This window comes from Bradyrhizobium symbiodeficiens (genome assembly GCF_002266465.3).
GTDB classification, from domain to species: domain Bacteria; phylum Pseudomonadota; class Alphaproteobacteria; order Rhizobiales; family Xanthobacteraceae; genus Bradyrhizobium; species Bradyrhizobium symbiodeficiens.
Window position 1 is genome coordinate 2919960 of record NZ_CP029427.2, and the last position, 18971, is coordinate 2938930.

Below are 18971 nucleotides of genomic sequence, written 5' to 3' on the forward strand. Positions count from 1 at the left end.
AATCTCGTCTCAAGCCGCAATAAGGAGAATATCCGCGATAATGCCGCGGAAAAGTTCGATTGTCCATCACTTGACAGAGATGCTGTGGCGCTTAGGATGTAACCGTTTTCATAAGGTGCCGACAGCAAAAGGCGCCAGCGGGAGGAGAGTTCAATGAAGGCCAAGATGCTCGCGACGCGCGTCGCGTTGCCTGTTCTTGCGATTGTCGCCGTCAGCGCGCAGGCGCACGCGGCCGATTTCGACTGGATGAAGTTCAAGGGCAAGACAGTCACCTTTCTCGCCAACAACAATCCGGTCTCGCAGGCGTTGCTGACCTACAAGGCCGATTTCGAGAAGCTGACCGGCATGATTCTCAAGGTCGACGGCTACCAGGAACAGCAGATGCGCCAGCGCCTGGTCACGGTCATGAATGCGAACAGCGACGAGGTCGACGTGTTCATGACGCTGCCCTCGCGCGAAGGCGAACAGTTCGCCGCTGCCGGCTGGTACGGCGATCTCACTGCGATGGCCAAGAACGAGGTGGCCAAGGACTATGATCCGGCTGGATTGAGCCAGGCGCTGCTGAAGGCGGCGACTTTCGGCGGCAAGCTGACCAGCATGCCGATGAATCTCGAAGGTCCGATCTTCTATTACCGCACCGATATCTTCAAGAAGTGCGGCCTCGAGGCGCCGAAGACGATCAAGGACGTCGAGGCTGCGGCCGAGAAGATCAAGACCTGCGACAGCTCCGTGACGCCGTTCGTCTCGCGCGGCCTCAAGCCCGCGGTCGCCTACACTTTCAGCAACATGCTGCACAACATCGGCGGCAGTTATATCGCGAACGGCAAGTCCAATCTCTGCTCGGCCAAGGGCAAGGAAGCGCTCGACACCTATAGCCGCCTGCTGCGCGATTTCGGTCCGCCCGGCGTCGTCAATTACAGCTTCCAGCAGATCTCTGCGCTCTATCGCAGCGGCCGTGCCGCGATGGCGTTCGAATCCTCCAACGAGCTGCGTACCGTCATGGACGGCGGTGCGCGCCTCAAGGACACCGGCCTGTTGCCGTTCCCGGCGGGCGAGGCCGGCCAGGTGCCGACCACGATCGGCTGGGGCATGGCGGTGTCCTCGCACAGCAAGCAGCCGGATGCCGCCTGGTATTTCGTGCAGTGGGCGACCAGCCCGGAAGTGCAGAAGAAGATGGCGCTCCAGGGCATTGCCCCGCCGCGTCCGTCGGTCGCCAAGGACCCTGAGTATCGCAAGTGGATCGACGAAGAGCCGGTCCGCAAGGAATGGCAGGCCGCGCTCGACGTGCTCGCCACCAAGGGCTCGTCCGAAGTCGGTTATCCCATCGTCGCCAATCCGCAGTCGCGCGAATTCATCGGGCAGGCGGTGCAGGATCTGATCCTGAAGCAAAAGCCGATCGACCAGGCCTGCGCGGATGCCGACAAGGCGCTGGACGCGCTGATCGCGCTGAACTGACCGCCCGGTGCCGGCTGGCTCGCTGCCTGCCGGCATCTCACTCGATCGAGGACAGGAACACATGTCTGATACGGCTGCGCCACTCACGCAGGACCGGCAGAAGCTGGAGATGGCGGCGCTCTCGGCGCCGGCCGTGTTCTTCACGGTCGCGATGATCGCGTTCCCTGTCGTCTACACGATCTGGCTCGGCTTTCAGACGTTCTCCTCGACCGGCAAGCAATCCTTCGCGGGCCTCGCCAATTATTCGAAGCTGATCTCCGATTACGAATTTTGGCACGGTTTGTGGATCACCATTGCGCTGTTCGTGCTGTCGCTGGTGCTGCAGCTCGTCTTCGGCATCTGGCTCGCACTGGTGCTGTTCAATGCCAAGCGCCTGCCGGGCATCGTGCGGTCGCTATTCATCTCGCCCTTCATGATGCCGCCTGTCGTGGCCGGCATGATGTGGCTGGTTATCCTCGATCCGTCGCTGGGTGCCGCCAACTATATCCTGCAATCGTTCGGCCTGCCGCCCTCGGACTGGCTGGCTTCGCCGACATGGGTGATTCCGACGATTGCGCTGATCGATAGCTGGCAGTGGACGCCGTACGTCGCCTTGATCGTGCTCGGCGGATTGCAATCGCTGCCGCCGAGCGTCTATGAGGCCGCGCAGATCGACGGTGCATCTCCGTTCAAGACGTTCCAGCGCATTACGCTGCCGCTGCTGCTGCCGACCATCGTCACTGCAGCCATCCTGCGCAGCGTCGATCTCCTGCGCTTCTTCGACATCATCTACATCACGACCCAGGGCGGCCCCGGCAACGCCTCGAATACGCTCAATATCTACGGCTTCCGGGTCGGATTCGAATTCTTCAACATCGGCTATGCCAGCGCGTTGATGCTGACGCTGACCGCGATCGTGTTCGGCGCCGTGCTCGCCTTCAACCGCCTCCGCGGCGCAGTGGCGTGGTGATGCCATGAACGATGCCGTCAATACCGACCGCTGGATCCGCTGGCTCAACACGGTGCAACTCGTGATCGCCGGTGTGCTCATCATGGCGCCGACGGTCTGGATGGTGCTGTCATCGTTCAAGCCGTCCTTCGAGGTCACTGCCTATCCGCCGACGCTGGTCTTCTCGCCGACGCTGGACAACTACGTCGAGCTGACAAGGACCACGCCGTTCCTGAGCTATGCGCTCAATAGCCTGATTGTCACCATCGGTTCGACCGCGCTGGGGCTGCTGTTCGGGATTCCTGCCGCCTTCGCCGTCTCCTGGACGCGGATCACGTGGCCGGCGATCCTGACGCTCGCGGCGCGCATGGCGCCGGGCACGCTCTTCCTGCTGCCGTGGTACGTGATGTTCCGGCAAATCGGCATGATCGGCTCCTACACCGCGCTGATCCTCAGCCACGCCGTCATCACGCTGCCGATCGTGATCTGGGTGCTGCTGCCATCGTTCGATGCCATTCCACGCAGCGTGTTCGAGGCGGCACAGGTGGATGGATGCAGCGTCACGCGTATCCTCTGGCGCATCGCGATGCCGCTCGTTGCGTCAGGCATCGCCGTATCGGCGATCCTCGCCTTCGTGTTTTCTTGGAATTACTTCCTGTTTGCGCTGGTGCTCTCCAATGGTGACACCAAGACGCTGATCGCGGCCGCCTTCAACTTCATCGGCGAAGGCTCGACGCAATGGGGCGCCCTCATGGCGGCTGCGACGCTGATTGCGTTGCCGCCGCTGGTGCTGGCTGCCCTGGTTCAGCGCTGGCTGGTGTCCGGGCTGACGCTCGGTGCGGTGAAAGGCTAGGTACTTGATGAACGTATCCCCCCGTCCGAATTCGATCATGCAGGCCGCGGTCTTCCACGGCAACGACCGCATCACCATCGAGCGCGTGGCGATGCCCGATGTCGGCACCGGCGAGGTGCTGGTCCGGATCTTGCGCACCGCGCTATGCGGCTCCGATTTCAAGCTCTGGCACCAGGGCGCCGAGTTCACCGCCGGGCATGAGATCTTTGGTGTCGTCGAGCAGCCTGGTCACCGGCTGCACGGCCGCCGTTGCGCCGTCTACATTCCCCTGCATTGCGGCCACTGCGCCGCCTGCCAGCGCGGCGACACCCAAATGTGCCTCGAAGTCTCCAGCCTGATCGGCTGGAACAGGCCGGGCGGCTATGCGGAATACGTGCCGGTGCCGGAGAACTGTCTGCTGCCGGTGCCTGATGATATCGAGGACAGCCTCGCGCCGCTCTTGCTCGACACCATCGGCACCTCCGGCCACGCCGTGCGGTTCGTCAGTCGCGTAGTGCCGCCGGACGAGGCTGATGCGGTCCTCGTGATGGGAGCGGGGCCTGTCGGCCTCGGCGTCGTGCTGGCGCTTCGCGCGCTCGGCTACGACGACATCTATGTCGCCGATCCCAACGCGTCGCGATTGAAGATCGCCCAGTCTTTCGGTGCAAAAGCACATCCAGTCGGTGATACCTCGAAGCGCTTTGCGCTCATCATGGAATGCTCCGGCGCGCATGCGGCACGCAACGTCGGCATCGAGCTCGTCCTGCCGCGCGGGGCGCTGGTGTTGGTCGGCGAGAACGCCGCGCCCTGGACCATCGAGGAAGGCAAGGTCTTCCGCCGCAAGGACTTTTACATGATCCGGACCTTCTATTTCCCGGTTTCGGATTTCGAGCCGAATGTCGAGCTGCTGCGCAAATACAAGGACGAATATCGCATCCTCGTCGATGGCGAGTTCGGCCTCCCGGCGTTGCCCGAGAATTTCGCCCGCTTCGCCAAGGGCGAGCTGATCAAGCCCGTGCTGGCGCTGGACTGACGATCATGGCCTCGATCTCGATCCGCAATCTTACCAAACGCTACGGGAATTTCACTGTGATCCCCGATCTCAATCTGGAGATCGCGGACCACGAGTTCGTGGTTTTCGTCGGCCCGTCCGGCTGCGGCAAGTCGACCTTGCTCCGGATCATCGCGGGTCTCGAGCCGATTTCCTCCGGAGACCTCTACATCGGCGACACGCGCGTCAACGGCGTGCAGGCGGCGCAGCGCGACATCGCGATGGTGTTCCAGGACTACGCGCTCTATCCGCACATGCGGGTTTACGACAACATGTCCTTTGCGCTGGAGTTGCGGGGAACGCCGAGGGCGGAGATCGACGCGCGGGTGAAGCGCGCGGCGGCGCTGCTTCACATCGAGCCATATCTCGATCGCAAGCCGAGGGAACTCTCCGGCGGCCAGCGCCAGCGCGTCGCCATGGGACGCGCGATCGTGCGCAACCCTAAAGCCTTCCTGTTCGATGAGCCGCTCTCAAATCTCGACGCCAAGCTGCGCGGGCAGGTGCGCGCCGAGATCAAGGCGTTGTCGCAGGAGCTCAAGACCACCATGGTCTTCGTGACCCACGACCAGATCGAGGCCATGACCATGGCCGACCGCATCGTGGTGCTGCAGGCCGGCACGATCCAGCAATACGACACGCCCGAGGCGGTCTACGAGCGGCCGGCCAACCAGTTCGTGGCCGGCTTCATCGGCTCGCCGGCCATGAATTTCTTTCCGGTCGAATGGCGCGAGGGGCGTGCGATCCTTTCGCAAGGTGGAACTGTGGTGCCGCTCGACGGCGAGACCGCAGGCCGGCTGAGCGAGGCCGGCAACGCCGTGCTGGGCATTCGGCCCGAACATTTTGCCGTTGCTGCTGATGCGGCCGACGGCATTGCCATCGACGTGAAGCTGGTCGAGCCGCTCGGTTCGGATACGCTGATCCATTTCGATCTCGCCGGCGGCTCCGCCATCGCGCGGGTCGATCCGGCGCTGCGGCCAAAGGTCGGCGATCGCATCACGCTGCGTCCGCAATCCGGCAAGACGCATCTGTTCGATGCCACCAACGGACAGGTCGTGCGGTGAGCGCATTGGTCAACATCGGAGATCTGTCGGCGCTCGCGGACGTCGCGTCCAGGACGAGGCCCGTGCACGTGATCTGTCTCGGGTTGTCGGCACTCGATCAGGTCTGGCGCGTCGATCGGCCGTTCGCGGGTGGAAGCGAGAAGATCAGGGCCATCGAATACGGCACGCTTGGCGGCGGCATGGCCGCCAATGCCAGCGTCGCGGTGGCAAAGCTCGGTGCGTCCGTCGCGTTCTGGGGGCGGGCAGGGAATGATGCTGCCGGGCATGAGATGAAGTCGGCCTTCACCGCGGAAGGCGTCGACGTCGAGAATTTCCGGCTGTTTGCCGATGGCCGCTCATCCGTCTCCGGGGTCATCGTCGACAGCTCCGGCGAGCGGCAGATCGTGAATTTCCGCGGTCTCTATCCCGAAGCCGCAGACTGGCTCCCCATCGAAGCGGTCTCGCGCGCATCGTCCGTGCTCGCCGATCCGCGTTGGGTCGAGGGCGCCGCGACGTTGTTCCGCGAAGCACGCGCCCGCGGCATCCCGACTGTGCTCGACGGTGACATGGCCGAGCCTGACGTGTTCGAGCGGCTGCTGCCGCTGACCGACCACGCGATCTTTTCCGAGCCTGCGCTTGCCGCCTTTGCCGGCTCTACGGACGATCAATCCCTGGCAGCCCTCGCCCGCTTCGGCTGCCGCGTCATCGCGGTCACGCGCGGCGAGACGGGCGTGAGCTGGTACGAGAACGGCGAGTTGCACCGGCAGGCCGCCTATGCCGTCGACGTCGTCGACACCACCGGCGCGGGCGACGTCTTCCATGGTGCCTATGCGCTGGGGATCGGCGCCGGTCTCGACGTGCGCGCCGCCATGGCGTTTTCGGCGGCCTCGGCCGCGATGAAATGCCGCCACGCTGGCGGCCGCAATGGAATCCCCGATATCAACGAGTGTCTTGTATTCATGAGGACGAAGCCATGAGAACGATTGGAAAGAACCGCGGCCTGGCACGGCTTGCTGACGCTGATGGCCACTTTCGCATGGTCGCGCTGGACCAGCGGCCGCCCTTGTTCGATGCCATCGCCAAGGCAAAAGGCATCACGCGGGAGCAGGTCGAATATTCCGACGTCACGGCGGCCAAGCGCTTACTCGTCGAGAACCTTGCGCCGCATTGCAGCTCGATGCTGTTTGACCCCAATTTTGCCGTGCCCGCTGCGATCGATCTGCTGCCGCCGCGCTGCGGCCTGATCATGACGCTGGAAGAACACCGCGTCGAGGAAACCGCGGGCGGCCGCAAGTCGCGCGCCATTACCAACTGGAGCGTGGAGAAGATCCGCGCCATGGGCGGCGACGCCGTCAAGGTGCTGGCCTGGTACCGGCCGGACGCCGAGGCTGCTGTGAACGATCACCAGAAGAAATTCGTGCGCGAGATCGGCGAGGACTGCGCCCGTCACGACATTCCCTACGTGCTCGAGCTGCTGGTCTATCCGTTCCTCGGCAGCGCCAACCACACCGCGGATTACGTGGAGTCGCCGGGCAAGCTCCCCGGCCTCGTCATCGACAGCGTGCGTGAGTTTGCGAAGCCCGAATACAACGTCGACCTGCTCAAGCTGGAGAGCCCGCTGGCGGCCAATAGCTTGCCTGCCCGTGACGGCAGTGCGGAGGCCAAGGCCGCGCAGAAAGAGTTCGACGCGATCGGCGATATCTGCCGCGGCCGCAACATCCCCTGGGTGCTGCTGTCGGGCGGGGCCGCGCCGGAGAAATTCGAGCGCGTGCTCGACTATTCCTATGCGGCGGGCGCGAGCGGCTTCCTCGCGGGTCGCACCATCTGGCTCGATGCCGTGCTGAAGAATTTCCCGGATCGCGCCGCGGTGTCTGCCAGCCTGCGCAAGGACGGCCTCAACGTTCTGGAACGGCTCAGCAAGTTGACGACGGCCAAGGGTACGGCATGGAGGGCGCGCTATCCTGTTTTCAGCGATATCAAGCAGGAAGGTGACTTCGCGCGCGCTTACTGAGATGGTGGCGGCTCCGCGTCGTCTCGCAGGATCTGCAACATGACTGACAGCTTCACCATCCGTTCGATCGAGGCGTTCTGTTATCGTTATCCGCTGGCAACGCCGGTGGTAACGTCGTTCGGCAAGATGCTCAACCGTCCCGCCGTCTTCGTTCGCGTGATCGACGAGGACGGCGTCGAAGGATGGGGCGAAGCCTGGTCCAACTTTCCAGCACCGGGCGCGGAGCATCGCGCCCGGCTCGTCAACGAAGTGCTCGCGCCCGGCCTTGTGGGGCGCAGGTTCGACGGTCCGGCTCAAGCCTTCGAGGCTCTGACGAGGGGCACTGAAGTTCTCGCGCTGCAATGCGGAGAGCCCGGTCCATTCGCACAGGCTATCGCGGGGATCGATCTCGCGCTATGGGACCTCTCGGCGCGCCGTCGTCGCTTGCCGCTGTGGCGCCTGCTCGGCGGACACGGCAGCACAATCAAGGTCTATGCCAGCGGCATCAATCCCGGTGGCGCTACGCAGACGGCCGAAGCCGCACTCGGGCGGGGTCATCGCGCACTGAAGCTGAAGGTCGGCTTCGGCGCCGACATCGACCTTGCTAATCTGGCAGCCATGCGCGAGATCGTCGGCGCGGGCATGCTCGCGGCGGATGCCAATCAGGGCTGGTCGGTCGAGCAGGCGCTTCAGATGCTGCCGCGGCTTGGCGCGTTCGATCTGCGCTGGCTGGAAGAGCCCATCCGCGCCGATCGGCCACGCGAAGAATGGCGAAGACTGCGCGCGAGCGCGCACATGCCGATTGCCGCCGGCGAGAACATTTCAAGCGCCGCGGGCTTCAAGGAGGTGTTGGCCGAGGACGTGCTTGGCGTGGTTCAGCCCGATATCGCGAAATGGGGCGGGCTCACCGTCTGTGCCGGACTGGCGCGTGACATTCTCGACGCGCGCAAGACGTTTTGCCCGCACTATCTCGGCGGTGGCATTGGACTGCTTGCCTCGGCTCATCTGCTGGCCGGCATCGGAGGCGATGGCTGGCTGGAGGTCGATGCCAACGACAATCCGCTGCGTGATCTGTTTTGCGGCTCCGTGACCAATGTGCGCGAAGGCAGGGTTCAGCTGAGTGATGATCCGGGGCTCGGAACAGTACCGGATCTTTCAGCTGTCGAGCGCTATCGCAGCGTCTAACCAGTGCGCGTGCTGGTGTTTTTCGCCTAAAGTACGTCGGCCAAAGACTGGCCGTGCAGCTCGATGTCCAATCCCCGCATGCCGAGGTCACTGATCTCGCCGCCCATCGCTTTCAGGCTCTCCTCGCGGATCAGGGACATCAGCCCGCGGCGCAGCGCCAGGAATTCCGAGGACATCATCATCGACTGCTGTCGCGGCCGTTCCAGCGGAATCGGAACCTCCGCCTTGATCGAGCCGGGACGCGCGGTCATGCAGTAGACGCGGTCGGACAGGAAGATCGCCTCGTCGATGTCGTGGGTGACGAACAGCACCGAGATCTTCAGCCGCTGCCACATGTTGGTGAGGATTTGCTGCATGATGACGCGGGTCTGGGCGTCGAGCGCACCGAAGGGCTCATCCAGCAGCAGCACTTTCGGCCCGGTCGCGAGCGCGCGGACGATACCGACGCGCTGCTTCATGCCGCCCGAGAGCTTTTCCGGATAGTGCTTCTCGAAGGCCTCCAGGCCCGCTAGCCCGAGCAGCGTCCGGGCGGCGCGCTCGCGTTGCGAGCGCGGCATGCCGCGCATCTTCAGGCCGAACTCGACGTTCTCCCGCACGGTTTTCCAGGGAAACAGCGAATATTGCTGGAACACCATGCCGCGCTCGGCGCTGGGCCCGCTCACACGTTCGCCGTCGACGGTGACGATACCGGTGGTCGGCTTGAGGAAGCCGGCGACCGCGTTGAGCAGCGTGGATTTTCCGCAGCCGGAGGGCCCGACGATCGAGACGAACTCGCCCGGTTTCACGTGGATCTGCGTGTCGGTGACGGCCTGGACCGGTCCCTCGATGCTGTCATAGCTGAGGGAAAAGTTCGTGACCTCGATGTGACCTTGCGGTGCCTTGGCGGGGGTCTCGCTCATTTTACTCTCCACGGCATCACCAATTGTCCCGCGCCCCGGATCAGCAAGCTCGATCCCAGGCCGAGAACGCCGATCGCGATCATGCCGAGCGCGATGTCGGCGTACTGCACCAGCGAATAGGCCTCCCAGGTGAAATAGCCGATGCCGTATTGCCCTGAGATCATCTCGGCTGCGATCAGCGACACCCATGCGACGCCCATGCCGACGGTGAGGCCGGTGAAGATGTGCGGCAGCGAGGCCGGAAAATACACCTCGCGGAAGATCGATCGCTCCCGCGCGCCCAGGCATTGCGCCGCGCGCACCAGCACGGGATCGACCAGCGACATGCCGTGCAGCGTATTGATGAGGATCGGGAAGAACGAGCCGAGGAAGGTGATGAAGACGATGCTCTGCTCGTTGGTCGGCCACAGCATGATCGCCATCGGTACCCAGGCGATCGCCGGAATAGGCCGCAGCACTTCCGCGACCGGGAAGATGATCTCGTGGATGAGCTTGAAGCGGCCCATGATCAGGCCGAGCGGCACGCCGATGATGGCTGCGAGCGAGAAGCCGATGAGGATGCGCCGACAGCTCAAGACGATATGCAACAGGAATTTGGGGTCGTGGATCGCCTTGGTGAAGCTGGCATAGACCGCGAGTGGCGAGGGGACGTTGGTGAAGCGCACGAAAAACACGACGCGATAGGTCGTGAGCAGGTGCCAGACCAGGAGGAACGCCAGCAGCGAGGTAACGCCGATCGCAATGGCGCGCAGGCCGCTGCGGTTCAGTCGGTACCAGCGCAGCGCGAGCATGCCGAAGGAGGGTGGGCTGGCGACGGGCTCCGGGCCCGTCGCTGCAATGGCTGTTGCCGGCATGCTGTCCTCGGGCTGTCTGAGGATGGCGGAGCTGCTCACGTCTTGCCTCCGCTGACTGCTGCCTTCACCGCGTCGTCGAAGCCGAGCACCTTGCCGCCGACCTTGGCGGCGTAGGCTTCGGCGTCCTTTTTCAGCAGGAACGGGGCGACGCCGCCATCGCCGACCGCGAAGAAGGCCTGGTCGGCGAACAGCTTGATGCCGCGCGTGGTGTCGAAGACGTAGGCGACGTTGATCTTCTTGCCCTTGGCCTTGTAGTCGGCATAGGCGCTCAGCGTGCAGCTGGCCGACGAGAAGGGCATGATGCCGGCCTGGTCCACCCAGACCTCACCGGCCTTGCGCGGATCGGTGATCGGCTTCTTGCAGAAGGAGTCTTCGCCGGAGATCTCGTAGTTCTTGGTGCTGGCGAGCTGCGCGTCGTAGTCGAGCTTCATCTCGCTATAGGCCTTGCGGATGTAGCTGTCGTCGACCCATTTCTTGGGATCGAATTCCTTCATGCGGCCGAGGTTCTGCAGTACCTTGACGTCGGCCGCGGCGGCGTCGATCAGAGCGGGCTTGATCGTGGGATCGGTGGTCATGTTCCCACCGGGCCCCAGGAAGATGTAGACCACTTCCTTGTTGATGCCGGTCCACTCCTGAATCTTCTCGGCGGCGAGCTTCGGATCGTCGCGCAGCCATTGGTTGGCAGCGATCAACGCCTTGAAATAGGCGACGACGACTTCCGGATACTTCTCCGCAAAGTCCGTTCTCACCACGACGCCGTGCCACGTCGGCAGATTGGTCTCGACGCCGTCGAAGATCTTTCGCGCGAAGCCGCGGAAGGGCAGCAGCTCGGCGAAGGGGACGAAGTCGGCATGCGCGTCGATCTTCTTCTCCTGCAGATTGGTCGAGCCGACTTCCGGGCTTTGGCTGACGAGCTGGAAGAAGTCGGAGTTGTAGCCGCGATCCTGCATCGCCTTCAGTACCATTCCGTGCGCGGCGGAGCCGAACGGCACGCTGACGAGCTTGCCCTTGAGATCGGCGAGTTCGTAATAGGGCGAGTCCTTGTGAACGACGATGCCGTTGCCGGAGCCGGCGAGGCTGTAGGCGGCAACGCCGATCAGCCGGCTCTTGCTCTCGGGGTTGCTCTCGAAAGTGAAGCCGTTCACGATCAGCGGATAGTCGCCCATCATGCCGATCTGCAGCTTGTTCGCCATCATCGCATTGGTGACGGGCGGGCCGGAGGTGAAGTTCTGCCACTCCAGCTCGAACTTGATGTTGGCGTATTTGCCGTCCTTGGGCAGATACTTTTCGAGGAGATGGAGCTGGCGGATGACCACGCCCGCAGTCACCGTGTTGGTTGTGGTGTCCTGCGTTCCGATGCCGAGCGTGACGGTTTCCGCCAAGGCCGGCTGCGCGGCCAGGAGGGCCAACGACGTCACCGACGTCGCGATCGAGAGCGTGGGAAGATGGCGGACCATTCTCATCCTCATTCGGTTGGATGTGCTGTGGTTGCCATGATTGGGTGAGCGCCCGGACAGGGCAAATCCGGAATGACCGCTGCAGTCGATTAGTTGCCGGGAAAAGCTGATTGCATACTCCTTGAGCAGTCCTGCACTATAAAGCCGCTTGCCTGTGCACGGGAGGTGGTCGCAAATTCGGTCAATCGGATGCGTGGCCGCGCATCTCCTCCAGCACGTCCGTCCGGCAGACCACGATCTGTGACCGCTTGGTCAACACGATTCCCTTTTCCTGCATACGCTTCAGGCTGATCGTGACCCATTGCCTGGTGGCTCCGACCATGTGTGCAATATCGGCATGGGTGAAGGCGGCCGCGATCACCCTGCCATCGGCGTCCTCGACGCCATAGAGCTCGACGAGATGCAGCAGCAGATGCGCAAGCCGCTGCGTGATCGAGCGCGTTCCCAGCATCTGGGCGAGAGCCGAATAGCATTTGCCCTTGAACGTCAGGCCTTCGATCAGGCCGATCGCAAGGTTCGGGATCTCGACGGCAAGGGACCGCAGCTCCTTTCCGGGAAGGTGCACGACGCTGCAATTGCTGGACGCAACACCGGACCATTGATGCACGGTGCCTTCGAACACTTCCGGCCCGCCGACGAAGTTGCCGACATGCCAATAGGCCAGCGTGATCTCGCGCCCGAGCGGGGAGGTGTAGAACACCCGGATACGGCCGCTCTCGATCAGCCAGATGCCGTCATGCTTGCCGCCCTGGCTGAACAGCGTCTGGCCGCGGTTGAGCACTTTTCGGCGGCCCTGCTTCAGCACCAGCTCCCGCTCGCGTGGGGAGAGCTTGTCCATCAGCGGCGGGGGCCCGCCAATCCATCGCTGGTTCTCGGTGAGCAGCAGCGAGGAGCTGCCTGCAGGCCGGACTGCCGGGGGAACAGCCCCGCGAACCACATTCGCCGCCTGCAACATCGTCAGCCTCCGGAACGTTCAAATCGTTCTAAAGAGGAGCAATGTCCGTGCCAGACAGTGGTAATCGCGGCTCACCTTTGGCATGTCGGTGCCAATTACTCCGCTGTCGTCGCCCGGCTCGGCCGGGCGATCCAGTATTCCGGAGACGTCAATGGGATACGGAGAGGCCGCGGCGTACTGGAGTCCCCGCGGGGAATGACAGCGGTATGCGTAGGGAGATCGGGGCCTACCGCCCCGCCAGACTCAGCAGATACGGTTTCGGGTAAATGCCCCGATTATGCCCGTCCGAGAACGAGATGTTCAGCCCATAGCCGAGGTCGCCGATCTCGGTGATTGCGATGCCCGGAAAGCGTTCGGGAAAGCGGCCGTCGAAGCGGGCCCGGGTGCAGTGGGCGCATTTGCAGGAGAGCCGAAGTCTTTCGGCAGGCACGCTCAACGCATCGTCCTGTGTGGTGCGGACGAGGAGCGTCGCCAGATCGGCGCTCGCTTCGTAGTCTGTCACGGTCGGTGCAACCAAGGTCATGGTCATGACGTATCTCCGACCCTCTTCTACGTCGTCGCAGACGATCGCGAATAGCAACTAGTTGCCAACGCCGGCTGCTTCCCGATCATCGCCCGCGAAATGTGAAACTAATCGACCGGGAAGTTCAGTTCCGGGTTGCCGGACTCCCGTCTCTCCGAAACCTTGCGCCGAACCGCAGGCATGGAGAGACGACGGATGAGCGCATTTCAGAAGGAGACGGTTCTGTCGGTCCGGCACTGGACTGAGTCCCTGTTCAGCTTCACCGCGACACGCGATCCCGGCTTCCGTTTTCAGAACGGACAGTTTGCGATGATCGGGCTGGAGGTCGAGGGCAAGCCCTTGATGCGGGCCTACAGCATGGCCAGCGCCAATCACGAGGAGGCGCTCGAATTCTTCTCGATCAAGGTGCAGGACGGTCCGCTAACCTCGCGCCTCCAGAAGATCAGCGAAGGCGACATCATCCTGGTCGGCCGCAAGGCAACGGGGACGCTGATCACCGGCAACCTCATTCCGGGAAAGCGCCTCCTGCTGCTTTCGACCGGCACGGGCCTCGCGCCGTTCGCCAGCCTGATCAAGGACCCCGACGTCTACGAGAACTACGAGACCATCGTGCTCGCCCATGGCTGCCGCCAGGTCTCCGAGCTCGCCTATGGCGAGCACGTGGTTGAAGGCCTCCGCAATCACGAATTCTTCGGACCGCTGATCCGCGACAAGCTCGTCTACTACCCGACCGTTACCCGCGAGCCGTTCAGGAATCGTGGTCGCATCACCGATCTGATCGCCTCGGGCCAGCTCTTCGACGATATCGGGCAGGGCTGCCTCGATATCGAGACCGACCGCATCATGCTCTGCGGCAGCCCGGCAATGCTGGAGGAACTCCCCGCAATGCTTTCCGGGCGTGGCTTCGTCGAAGGAAACCACAGCCAGCCCGGCCATTTCGTGATCGAAAAGGCCTTCGTCGAGCGCTGAGTTATAAATCGCGTCCCGGCGACAACTAATTGCTATCGCCGCGACGCCCTCTGAACAAATCTGATGCAAAGGCGCCGGACGCCCGGCGAACCAGGAGCAAGCGATGGCACTAGATCAGATCGTCGACGGACTTTCGGAGGTTTCCTGCGATGTGCTGGTGATCGGCGGCGGCACGGCCGGCCCGATGGCGGCGCTCAAGGCGAAGCTGAAGAATCCGAAGGCCAATGTCGTCCTGCTCGAAAAGGCCAACGTCAAGCGCTCCGGCGCGATCTCGATGGGCATGGACGGCCTGAACAACGCCGTCATTCCCGGCTATGCGACGCCGGAGCAGTACACCAAGGAAATCACCATCGCCAATGACGGCATCGTCGACCAGAAGGCGGTCTATAAATACGCGCAGAACTGCTACAAGATCGTCGAGGAGCTCGACAGTTTCGGCATCCGCTTTCTGAAGAACGAGAACGGCGATTATGCCGTCAAGAAGGTGCACCACATCGGCAGCTATGTGCTACCGATGCCGAACGGCGAGACCGTGAAGAAGGCGCTTTATCGCCAGCTGCGGCGTGCCCGCATCCTGATCTCGAACCGCTACATGGCAACGCGCCTGCTCAAGTCCAATGACGGCCGTATCGCCGGTGCGATCAGTGTCAACACCCGCACCGCAGAGATTCTTGTGATCAAGGCCAAGGCCGTGATCCTGTGCATGGGCGCCGCCGGCCGCCTGGGTCTGCCGACCTCCGGCTACATGTTCGGCACCTACGAGAATGCCGCCAATTCCGGCGACGGCTATTCCATGGCCTATCACGCCGGCGCCGCGCTTGCGAACCTCGAATGCTACCAGATCAATCCGCTGATCAAGGATTACAACGGTCCTGCCTGCGCTTATGTCGCTGGTCCCTTCGGTGCCTTTACCGCCAACAACGAGGGATCTCGCTTCATCGAATGTGACTACTGGTCCGGGCAGATGATGCTCGAATTCTACAACGAGCTGCTGTCGGGCAAGGGCCCGGTGTTCCTCCAGCTCAAGCATCTCCACCCGGATACGATCTCGGAAATCGAATCCACGCTGCACAAGGTGGAGCGGCCGACGCGCGGATTGTTCCAGCAGGGACGCGGGGTCGACTATCGCAACGACTCGATCGAGATGCACATTTCCGAGATCGGCTTCTGCTCGGGTCACAGCGCCTCCGGTGTGTTCGTCGACGACAACGCCCGCACCACTGTGCCGGGCCTCTATGCAGCCGGCGACATGGCGAGCGTGCCGCACAACTACATGCTCGGTGCCTTCACCAACGGAGCGGTCGCCGGCATCGACGCGATGGAGTTCGCCGACAGCCACGATTTCGCGGAGTTTGATGCGGCCGATGTCGCCAGGGAACGCGACCGCGTGATGGCGCCGACCAGGCGCGAGGACGGCATTCCGCCGAACCAGGTCGAGTACAAGACCCGCCGCCTCGTCAACGATTATCTCCAGCCGCCGAAGGTCACGCGCAAATATGAGCTCGGCATGCGCCGCCTCGCCGAGACGCGGCAGGACATGCAGGAACACATGATCGCGCGGAACGCACATGAGCTGCTCCGTGCGCTCGAAGTCCAGTCGATCATGGACTGTGCCGACATGGCGGTACATGCCTCGTTGTATCGCGAGGAGAGCCGCTGGGGCCTCTATCACTGGCGTACCGATTTCCCCGAGAAGGACAACGAGAATTGGTTCTGCCACACCCTTCTGAGCAAGCAGAACGGCAAGATGACCAGCGAGAAGCGCGCCGTCGAGCCCTATGTCGTGCCGATCGCCGACGACGAGAAGGACCTCTACGACAAGCAGCGCATCCGCGCGACGGCCTGAATCCACCGCCAAATAGAAGCAACAGGAGATCAACGATGCCTCTCGCATCCTATCAGACATCGGTTCCGGTGGTCGTCGACGACGCCAAATGCATCGCCGACAAGGGCTGCACCGTGTGCGTCGACGTTTGCCCGCTCGACGTGCTCCGCATCAGCGACATGACCAACAAGGCCTACATGGCCTATGATGAGTGCTGGTACTGCATGCCCTGCGAGGCCGACTGCCCGACCGGCGCCGTCACCGTCAACATCCCCTATCTCTTGAGGTGAGCATGTCGAGCCCGTTCGAATCCTATGACGATCTCGAAGACGCCGACGAGCGGTTGCAGGCTGCCGATCCGGCCGAGCGTCGCGTCGCCATCATCGCGCTCGGCCATTCCGGCGATCCGGCCGCGGTCGCGCATCTCGCCAACCTGGTGTCAGATCCCGACGCGGGCGTGCGCCAGCAGGTCGCGATGGCGCTCGGCGAGTTCGACGGGCGGGAGGCGGCAAGTGCACTCGTCAAGCTGCTCGTCGATCCCGAGCGGATCGTGGCGTCGGCCGCAGCCGACAGTTTGGCCGAATTCAAGGACCCCGCTTGCACCGAAATCATCCTGCCGCTGGTCAAGCATGCCCACGCCTTCGTTCGCATGGGCGCGCTGCGCGCGCTCAAGGAGTTGCGCAGCAAGGACACGCTGAAGCCCGCGCTGGAAGCGCTCCAGGACGGTGACGCGGCCGTCCGCGTGCAGGCGATCGGCGTCATCGGTTTCCTGAAGCTCGAAGAGTCGATCCCGGCGCTGACCGCGCTGATCCACGATCCCGACGCCCATGTGCGCCGCGCCGCGGTGAGCGCGCTCGCCTTCTCGCAGATGAAGCCGGCGGCCGAGACGATCACCCGCGCCCTCAGGGACACCGACTGGATGGTCCGGGAGATGGCTGCCGAAACGCTGGGGCTCAACGTCAACGGTTCGCTCGCTGCCGATCAGCTTATCGCCTCACTTGCCGACGAATTCTGGCAGGTGCGGCTCAAGGCGATCCGCAGCCTCGGCAAGATGAAGGTTGAGCGCGCCTTGCGCCCGATCGGCAACTGCATCAGCCACGAGCAAGCCAATTTGCGGAAGGAGGCGGCTGCCGCGCTCGGCGAGATCGCCGCCCCCGAAGGCGAGGTCTACCTCGTGGTGGTCGCCAACGATCCCGACCCCGACGTGCGCAAGAATGCCCGCTGGGCGCTCCAGCAGATTGCCGCGCGAAAGGGAAAGGCGGGAGCGTAGAGCGGAAAGGGCCATTTCAGTACAATTCTGTTGGACCGCTGTGCTACGCCGCGACGCGCGGCTGGTGAAGACCTGCACGGTCGCTTGCAGGGCAAGTCGGACTCGTGCTCCGAACAATTCGAGGAAACGACGGACCGGATAAGCCCGCATTCAGGCGATCGGTCACCGCTGCCTGCTGCCTTCCTGAGCCGCGTGCCGAGATGACGTGCAGAGATTTGAGCCATTAGTGGCGCTTATGCCGTGAATTGCTACTTCCAATTTTACTTCGCAGAATCCCGCCTCTAGCCTTGCGCGCAATCGATCACATCCGCGGCTGGACAATGGCGTCCGGCGCGAGCGTTCATCGTAACCAACGAGGGTTGCCATGTCTGATGGGGCTAAGGGGACGTCCACTTCCAATCCGGCGGGGACGAAAGCGGGATCGGCGAAAAAATTGAACCGGCGCACGCTCTTGAAGGGGGCGGCCGCAGTTGCGGGCGCAGCAATTGGATCGGATGCGATCCGCGGATTCCCGACCATCTGGGCGCAGGAAATCAAGGACATCGAGCTGCGCCATGTCGGCGTCTCCTATTCGGTGGTGAAGGCGATCGGCGACCAGGCCGCCAAGGATCTCGGCTTCAAGGTGACGATGCAGAACCTCGACACCTCCGCCGCCATCAACCGCTTCATAAGCCAGCCTAATACGGTCGACATCGCCGACCTCGAAGGCTGGCAGGCTAAGCTCGCCGCCAAGCGCAGTGTGATCCAGGGCATCGAAGTCAAGAAGATCAAAGAGTTCGACAACATCCTGCCGATCTTCACCAAGGGCGAGATCGACGGCCACAAGATCCCGCGCCAGGGCATCTCGCCCTACGAGGCCATGTACATCTCCAAGCCCGACTCGACCGATCTGCACGACGGCGTCACCGAATGGGCGACCTTCTTGCCGCAGGTCTACAATGCCGACTCCATCGGCTACCGGCCCGATCTGGTCGGCCATGAAGTGACCGAGTGGAAGGACCTGATCGATCCCAAGTTCAAGGGCAAGGCCGCGATCCTCGACGTGCCCGCGATCGGCATCATGGACGCTGCGCTCTGCTTCGAAAGCGCCGGACTGATCAAGTACGACAACAAGGGCAACATGACCAAGGAGGAGATCGACTTCACCTGCAACAAGCTGATCGAGCTGAAGAAGCAGGGCCAGTTCCGGGCGACCTGGACCACCTTCGACCAGTCGGTGCAGCTGATGGCGGCGGGCGAAGTGGTGATCCAGTCGATGTGGTCGCCGGCGGTCGCCGCGGTGCGCGTCAAGGAAATCCCCTGCGTCTACGCGCCGGTCAACGTTAAGAACGGCAAGGAAGGCTATCGTGGCTGGTGCAACGGCATGGGCCTGATGAAGCATCTCTCCGGCAAGAAGCTGGATGCCGCCTACGAATATCTCAACTGGTATCTCTCGGGCTGGCAGGGCGGCTTCGTCGGCCGCTACGGCTATTACAGCCCGGTGCCGTCGACGGCGAAGAAATTCCTCACCGCCGCCGAATGGGACTTCTGGTACGACGGCAAGCCGGCGCCTGCGGTGATCAACGATCCCTACGGCGTGCCGATGGAGAAGGCCGGCACCAAGCGCGACGGCGGCTCGTTCCTCGACCGCGTCAAGAACATCTCGTGCTGGAACACGCTGATGGACGAAGCCGCCTACATGAACAAGCGCTGGAACGACTTCAAGGTGGCCTGAAACCTGCCTTCCCCGACTGAAGCG

At 63.1% G+C, this 18971-nt stretch carries 18 protein-coding genes; 13 read left to right on the plus strand and 5 right to left on the minus strand.

Annotated elements, in window-relative coordinates; translation table 11 throughout:
* Positions 1 to 153 precede the first annotated feature (153 nt).
* The 8 genes from CIT39_RS13290 to CIT39_RS13325 all read left to right on the plus strand — a co-directional run bounded on the left by CIT39_RS13290 (position 154) and on the right by CIT39_RS13325 (position 8481).
* Entirely contained in the window at positions 154 to 1455 is a 1302-nt protein-coding gene (locus CIT39_RS13290) for an ABC transporter substrate-binding protein (protein WP_094974890.1), read from the plus strand.
* Between the two features lie 61 nt (positions 1456 to 1516).
* Positions 1517 to 2404, plus strand: a complete 888-nt coding sequence (locus CIT39_RS13295) for a carbohydrate ABC transporter permease (protein ID WP_162308483.1) — start codon at positions 1517 to 1519, stop codon at positions 2402 to 2404.
* 4 nt (positions 2405 to 2408) lie between these two features.
* On the plus strand, positions 2409 to 3236 hold the full coding sequence (locus CIT39_RS13300) for a carbohydrate ABC transporter permease (protein WP_094974888.1): 828 nt from the start codon (positions 2409 to 2411) through the stop codon (positions 3234 to 3236).
* Between the two features lie 7 nt (positions 3237 to 3243).
* On the plus strand, positions 3244 to 4248 hold the full coding sequence (locus CIT39_RS13305; protein ID WP_094974887.1) for a zinc-dependent alcohol dehydrogenase family protein: 1005 nt from the start codon (positions 3244 to 3246) through the stop codon (positions 4246 to 4248).
* A 5-nt stretch (positions 4249 to 4253) separates the two neighbouring features.
* Positions 4254 to 5327 carry an ABC transporter ATP-binding protein gene (locus tag CIT39_RS13310; protein ID WP_094974886.1) on the plus strand — a complete coding sequence of 358 codons (1074 nt, stop codon included), beginning with the start codon at positions 4254 to 4256 and terminating at the stop codon, positions 5325 to 5327.
* Positions 5324 to 6283, plus strand: a complete 960-nt coding sequence (locus CIT39_RS13315) for a sugar kinase (RefSeq protein WP_094974885.1) — start codon at positions 5324 to 5326, stop codon at positions 6281 to 6283. The genes CIT39_RS13310 and CIT39_RS13315 overlap by 4 nt, the downstream gene beginning before the upstream one ends.
* Positions 6280 to 7317 carry a tagatose 1,6-diphosphate aldolase gene (locus CIT39_RS13320; RefSeq protein WP_094974884.1) on the plus strand — a complete coding sequence of 346 codons (1038 nt, stop codon included), beginning with the start codon at positions 6280 to 6282 and terminating at the stop codon, positions 7315 to 7317. The genes CIT39_RS13315 and CIT39_RS13320 overlap by 4 nt, the downstream gene beginning before the upstream one ends.
* Positions 7318 to 7356: 39 nt before the next feature.
* A complete protein-coding gene (locus tag CIT39_RS13325) occupies positions 7357 to 8481 on the plus strand; it encodes a mandelate racemase/muconate lactonizing enzyme family protein (protein WP_094974883.1) in 1125 nt (374 codons plus the stop codon).
* A gap of 26 nt (positions 8482 to 8507) precedes the next feature.
* On the opposite strand, the gene CIT39_RS13330 is transcribed toward CIT39_RS13325, so the two are convergent.
* The 5 genes from CIT39_RS13330 to CIT39_RS13350 form a co-directional block, all read right to left on the minus strand.
* A complete protein-coding gene (locus CIT39_RS13330; protein WP_094974882.1) occupies positions 8508 to 9380 on the minus strand; it encodes an ABC transporter ATP-binding protein in 873 nt (290 codons plus the stop codon).
* Positions 9377 to 10234 (minus strand): ABC transporter permease, encoded by an 858-nt coding sequence (locus tag CIT39_RS13335; protein ID WP_162308887.1) that lies wholly within the window; start codon positions 10232 to 10234, stop codon positions 9377 to 9379. Before CIT39_RS13335 ends, CIT39_RS13330 begins: the two co-directional genes overlap by 4 nt.
* Positions 10235 to 10269: 35 nt before the next feature.
* Positions 10270 to 11691 (minus strand): ABC transporter substrate-binding protein, encoded by a 1422-nt coding sequence (locus CIT39_RS13340; protein ID WP_162308484.1) that lies wholly within the window; start codon positions 11689 to 11691, stop codon positions 10270 to 10272.
* A 181-nt stretch (positions 11692 to 11872) separates the two neighbouring features.
* The gene (locus tag CIT39_RS13345) at positions 11873 to 12646 is read right to left on the minus strand and encodes a Crp/Fnr family transcriptional regulator (RefSeq protein WP_094974879.1); all 774 of its coding nucleotides are present in this window, start codon (positions 12644 to 12646) and stop codon (positions 11873 to 11875) included.
* 226 nt (positions 12647 to 12872) lie between these two features.
* Entirely contained in the window at positions 12873 to 13169 is a 297-nt protein-coding gene (locus CIT39_RS13350) for a gamma-butyrobetaine hydroxylase-like domain-containing protein (protein ID WP_162308888.1), read from the minus strand.
* A gap of 195 nt (positions 13170 to 13364) precedes the next feature.
* Here CIT39_RS13350 and CIT39_RS13355 point away from each other — a divergent pair, with 195 nt between their 5' ends.
* From CIT39_RS13355 to CIT39_RS13375, 5 genes are all read left to right on the plus strand, one after another.
* Positions 13365 to 14138, plus strand: a complete 774-nt coding sequence (locus CIT39_RS13355; RefSeq protein ID WP_094974876.1) for a ferredoxin--NADP reductase — start codon at positions 13365 to 13367, stop codon at positions 14136 to 14138.
* 103 nt (positions 14139 to 14241) lie between these two features.
* Positions 14242 to 15984 carry a fumarate reductase/succinate dehydrogenase flavoprotein subunit gene (locus CIT39_RS13360; RefSeq protein WP_094974875.1) on the plus strand — a complete coding sequence of 581 codons (1743 nt, stop codon included), beginning with the start codon at positions 14242 to 14244 and terminating at the stop codon, positions 15982 to 15984.
* A gap of 35 nt (positions 15985 to 16019) precedes the next feature.
* Positions 16020 to 16253 (plus strand): 4Fe-4S dicluster domain-containing protein, encoded by a 234-nt coding sequence (locus CIT39_RS13365; RefSeq protein WP_007593252.1) that lies wholly within the window; start codon positions 16020 to 16022, stop codon positions 16251 to 16253.
* Positions 16254 to 16255: 2 nt separating this feature from the next.
* Positions 16256 to 17233 (plus strand): HEAT repeat domain-containing protein, encoded by a 978-nt coding sequence (locus CIT39_RS13370; RefSeq protein WP_162308485.1) that lies wholly within the window; start codon positions 16256 to 16258, stop codon positions 17231 to 17233.
* A 364-nt stretch (positions 17234 to 17597) separates the two neighbouring features.
* On the plus strand, positions 17598 to 18947 hold the full coding sequence (locus tag CIT39_RS13375) for an ABC transporter substrate-binding protein (RefSeq protein WP_094974873.1): 1350 nt from the start codon (positions 17598 to 17600) through the stop codon (positions 18945 to 18947).
* The last annotated feature ends 24 nt before the right edge of the window (positions 18948 to 18971 follow it).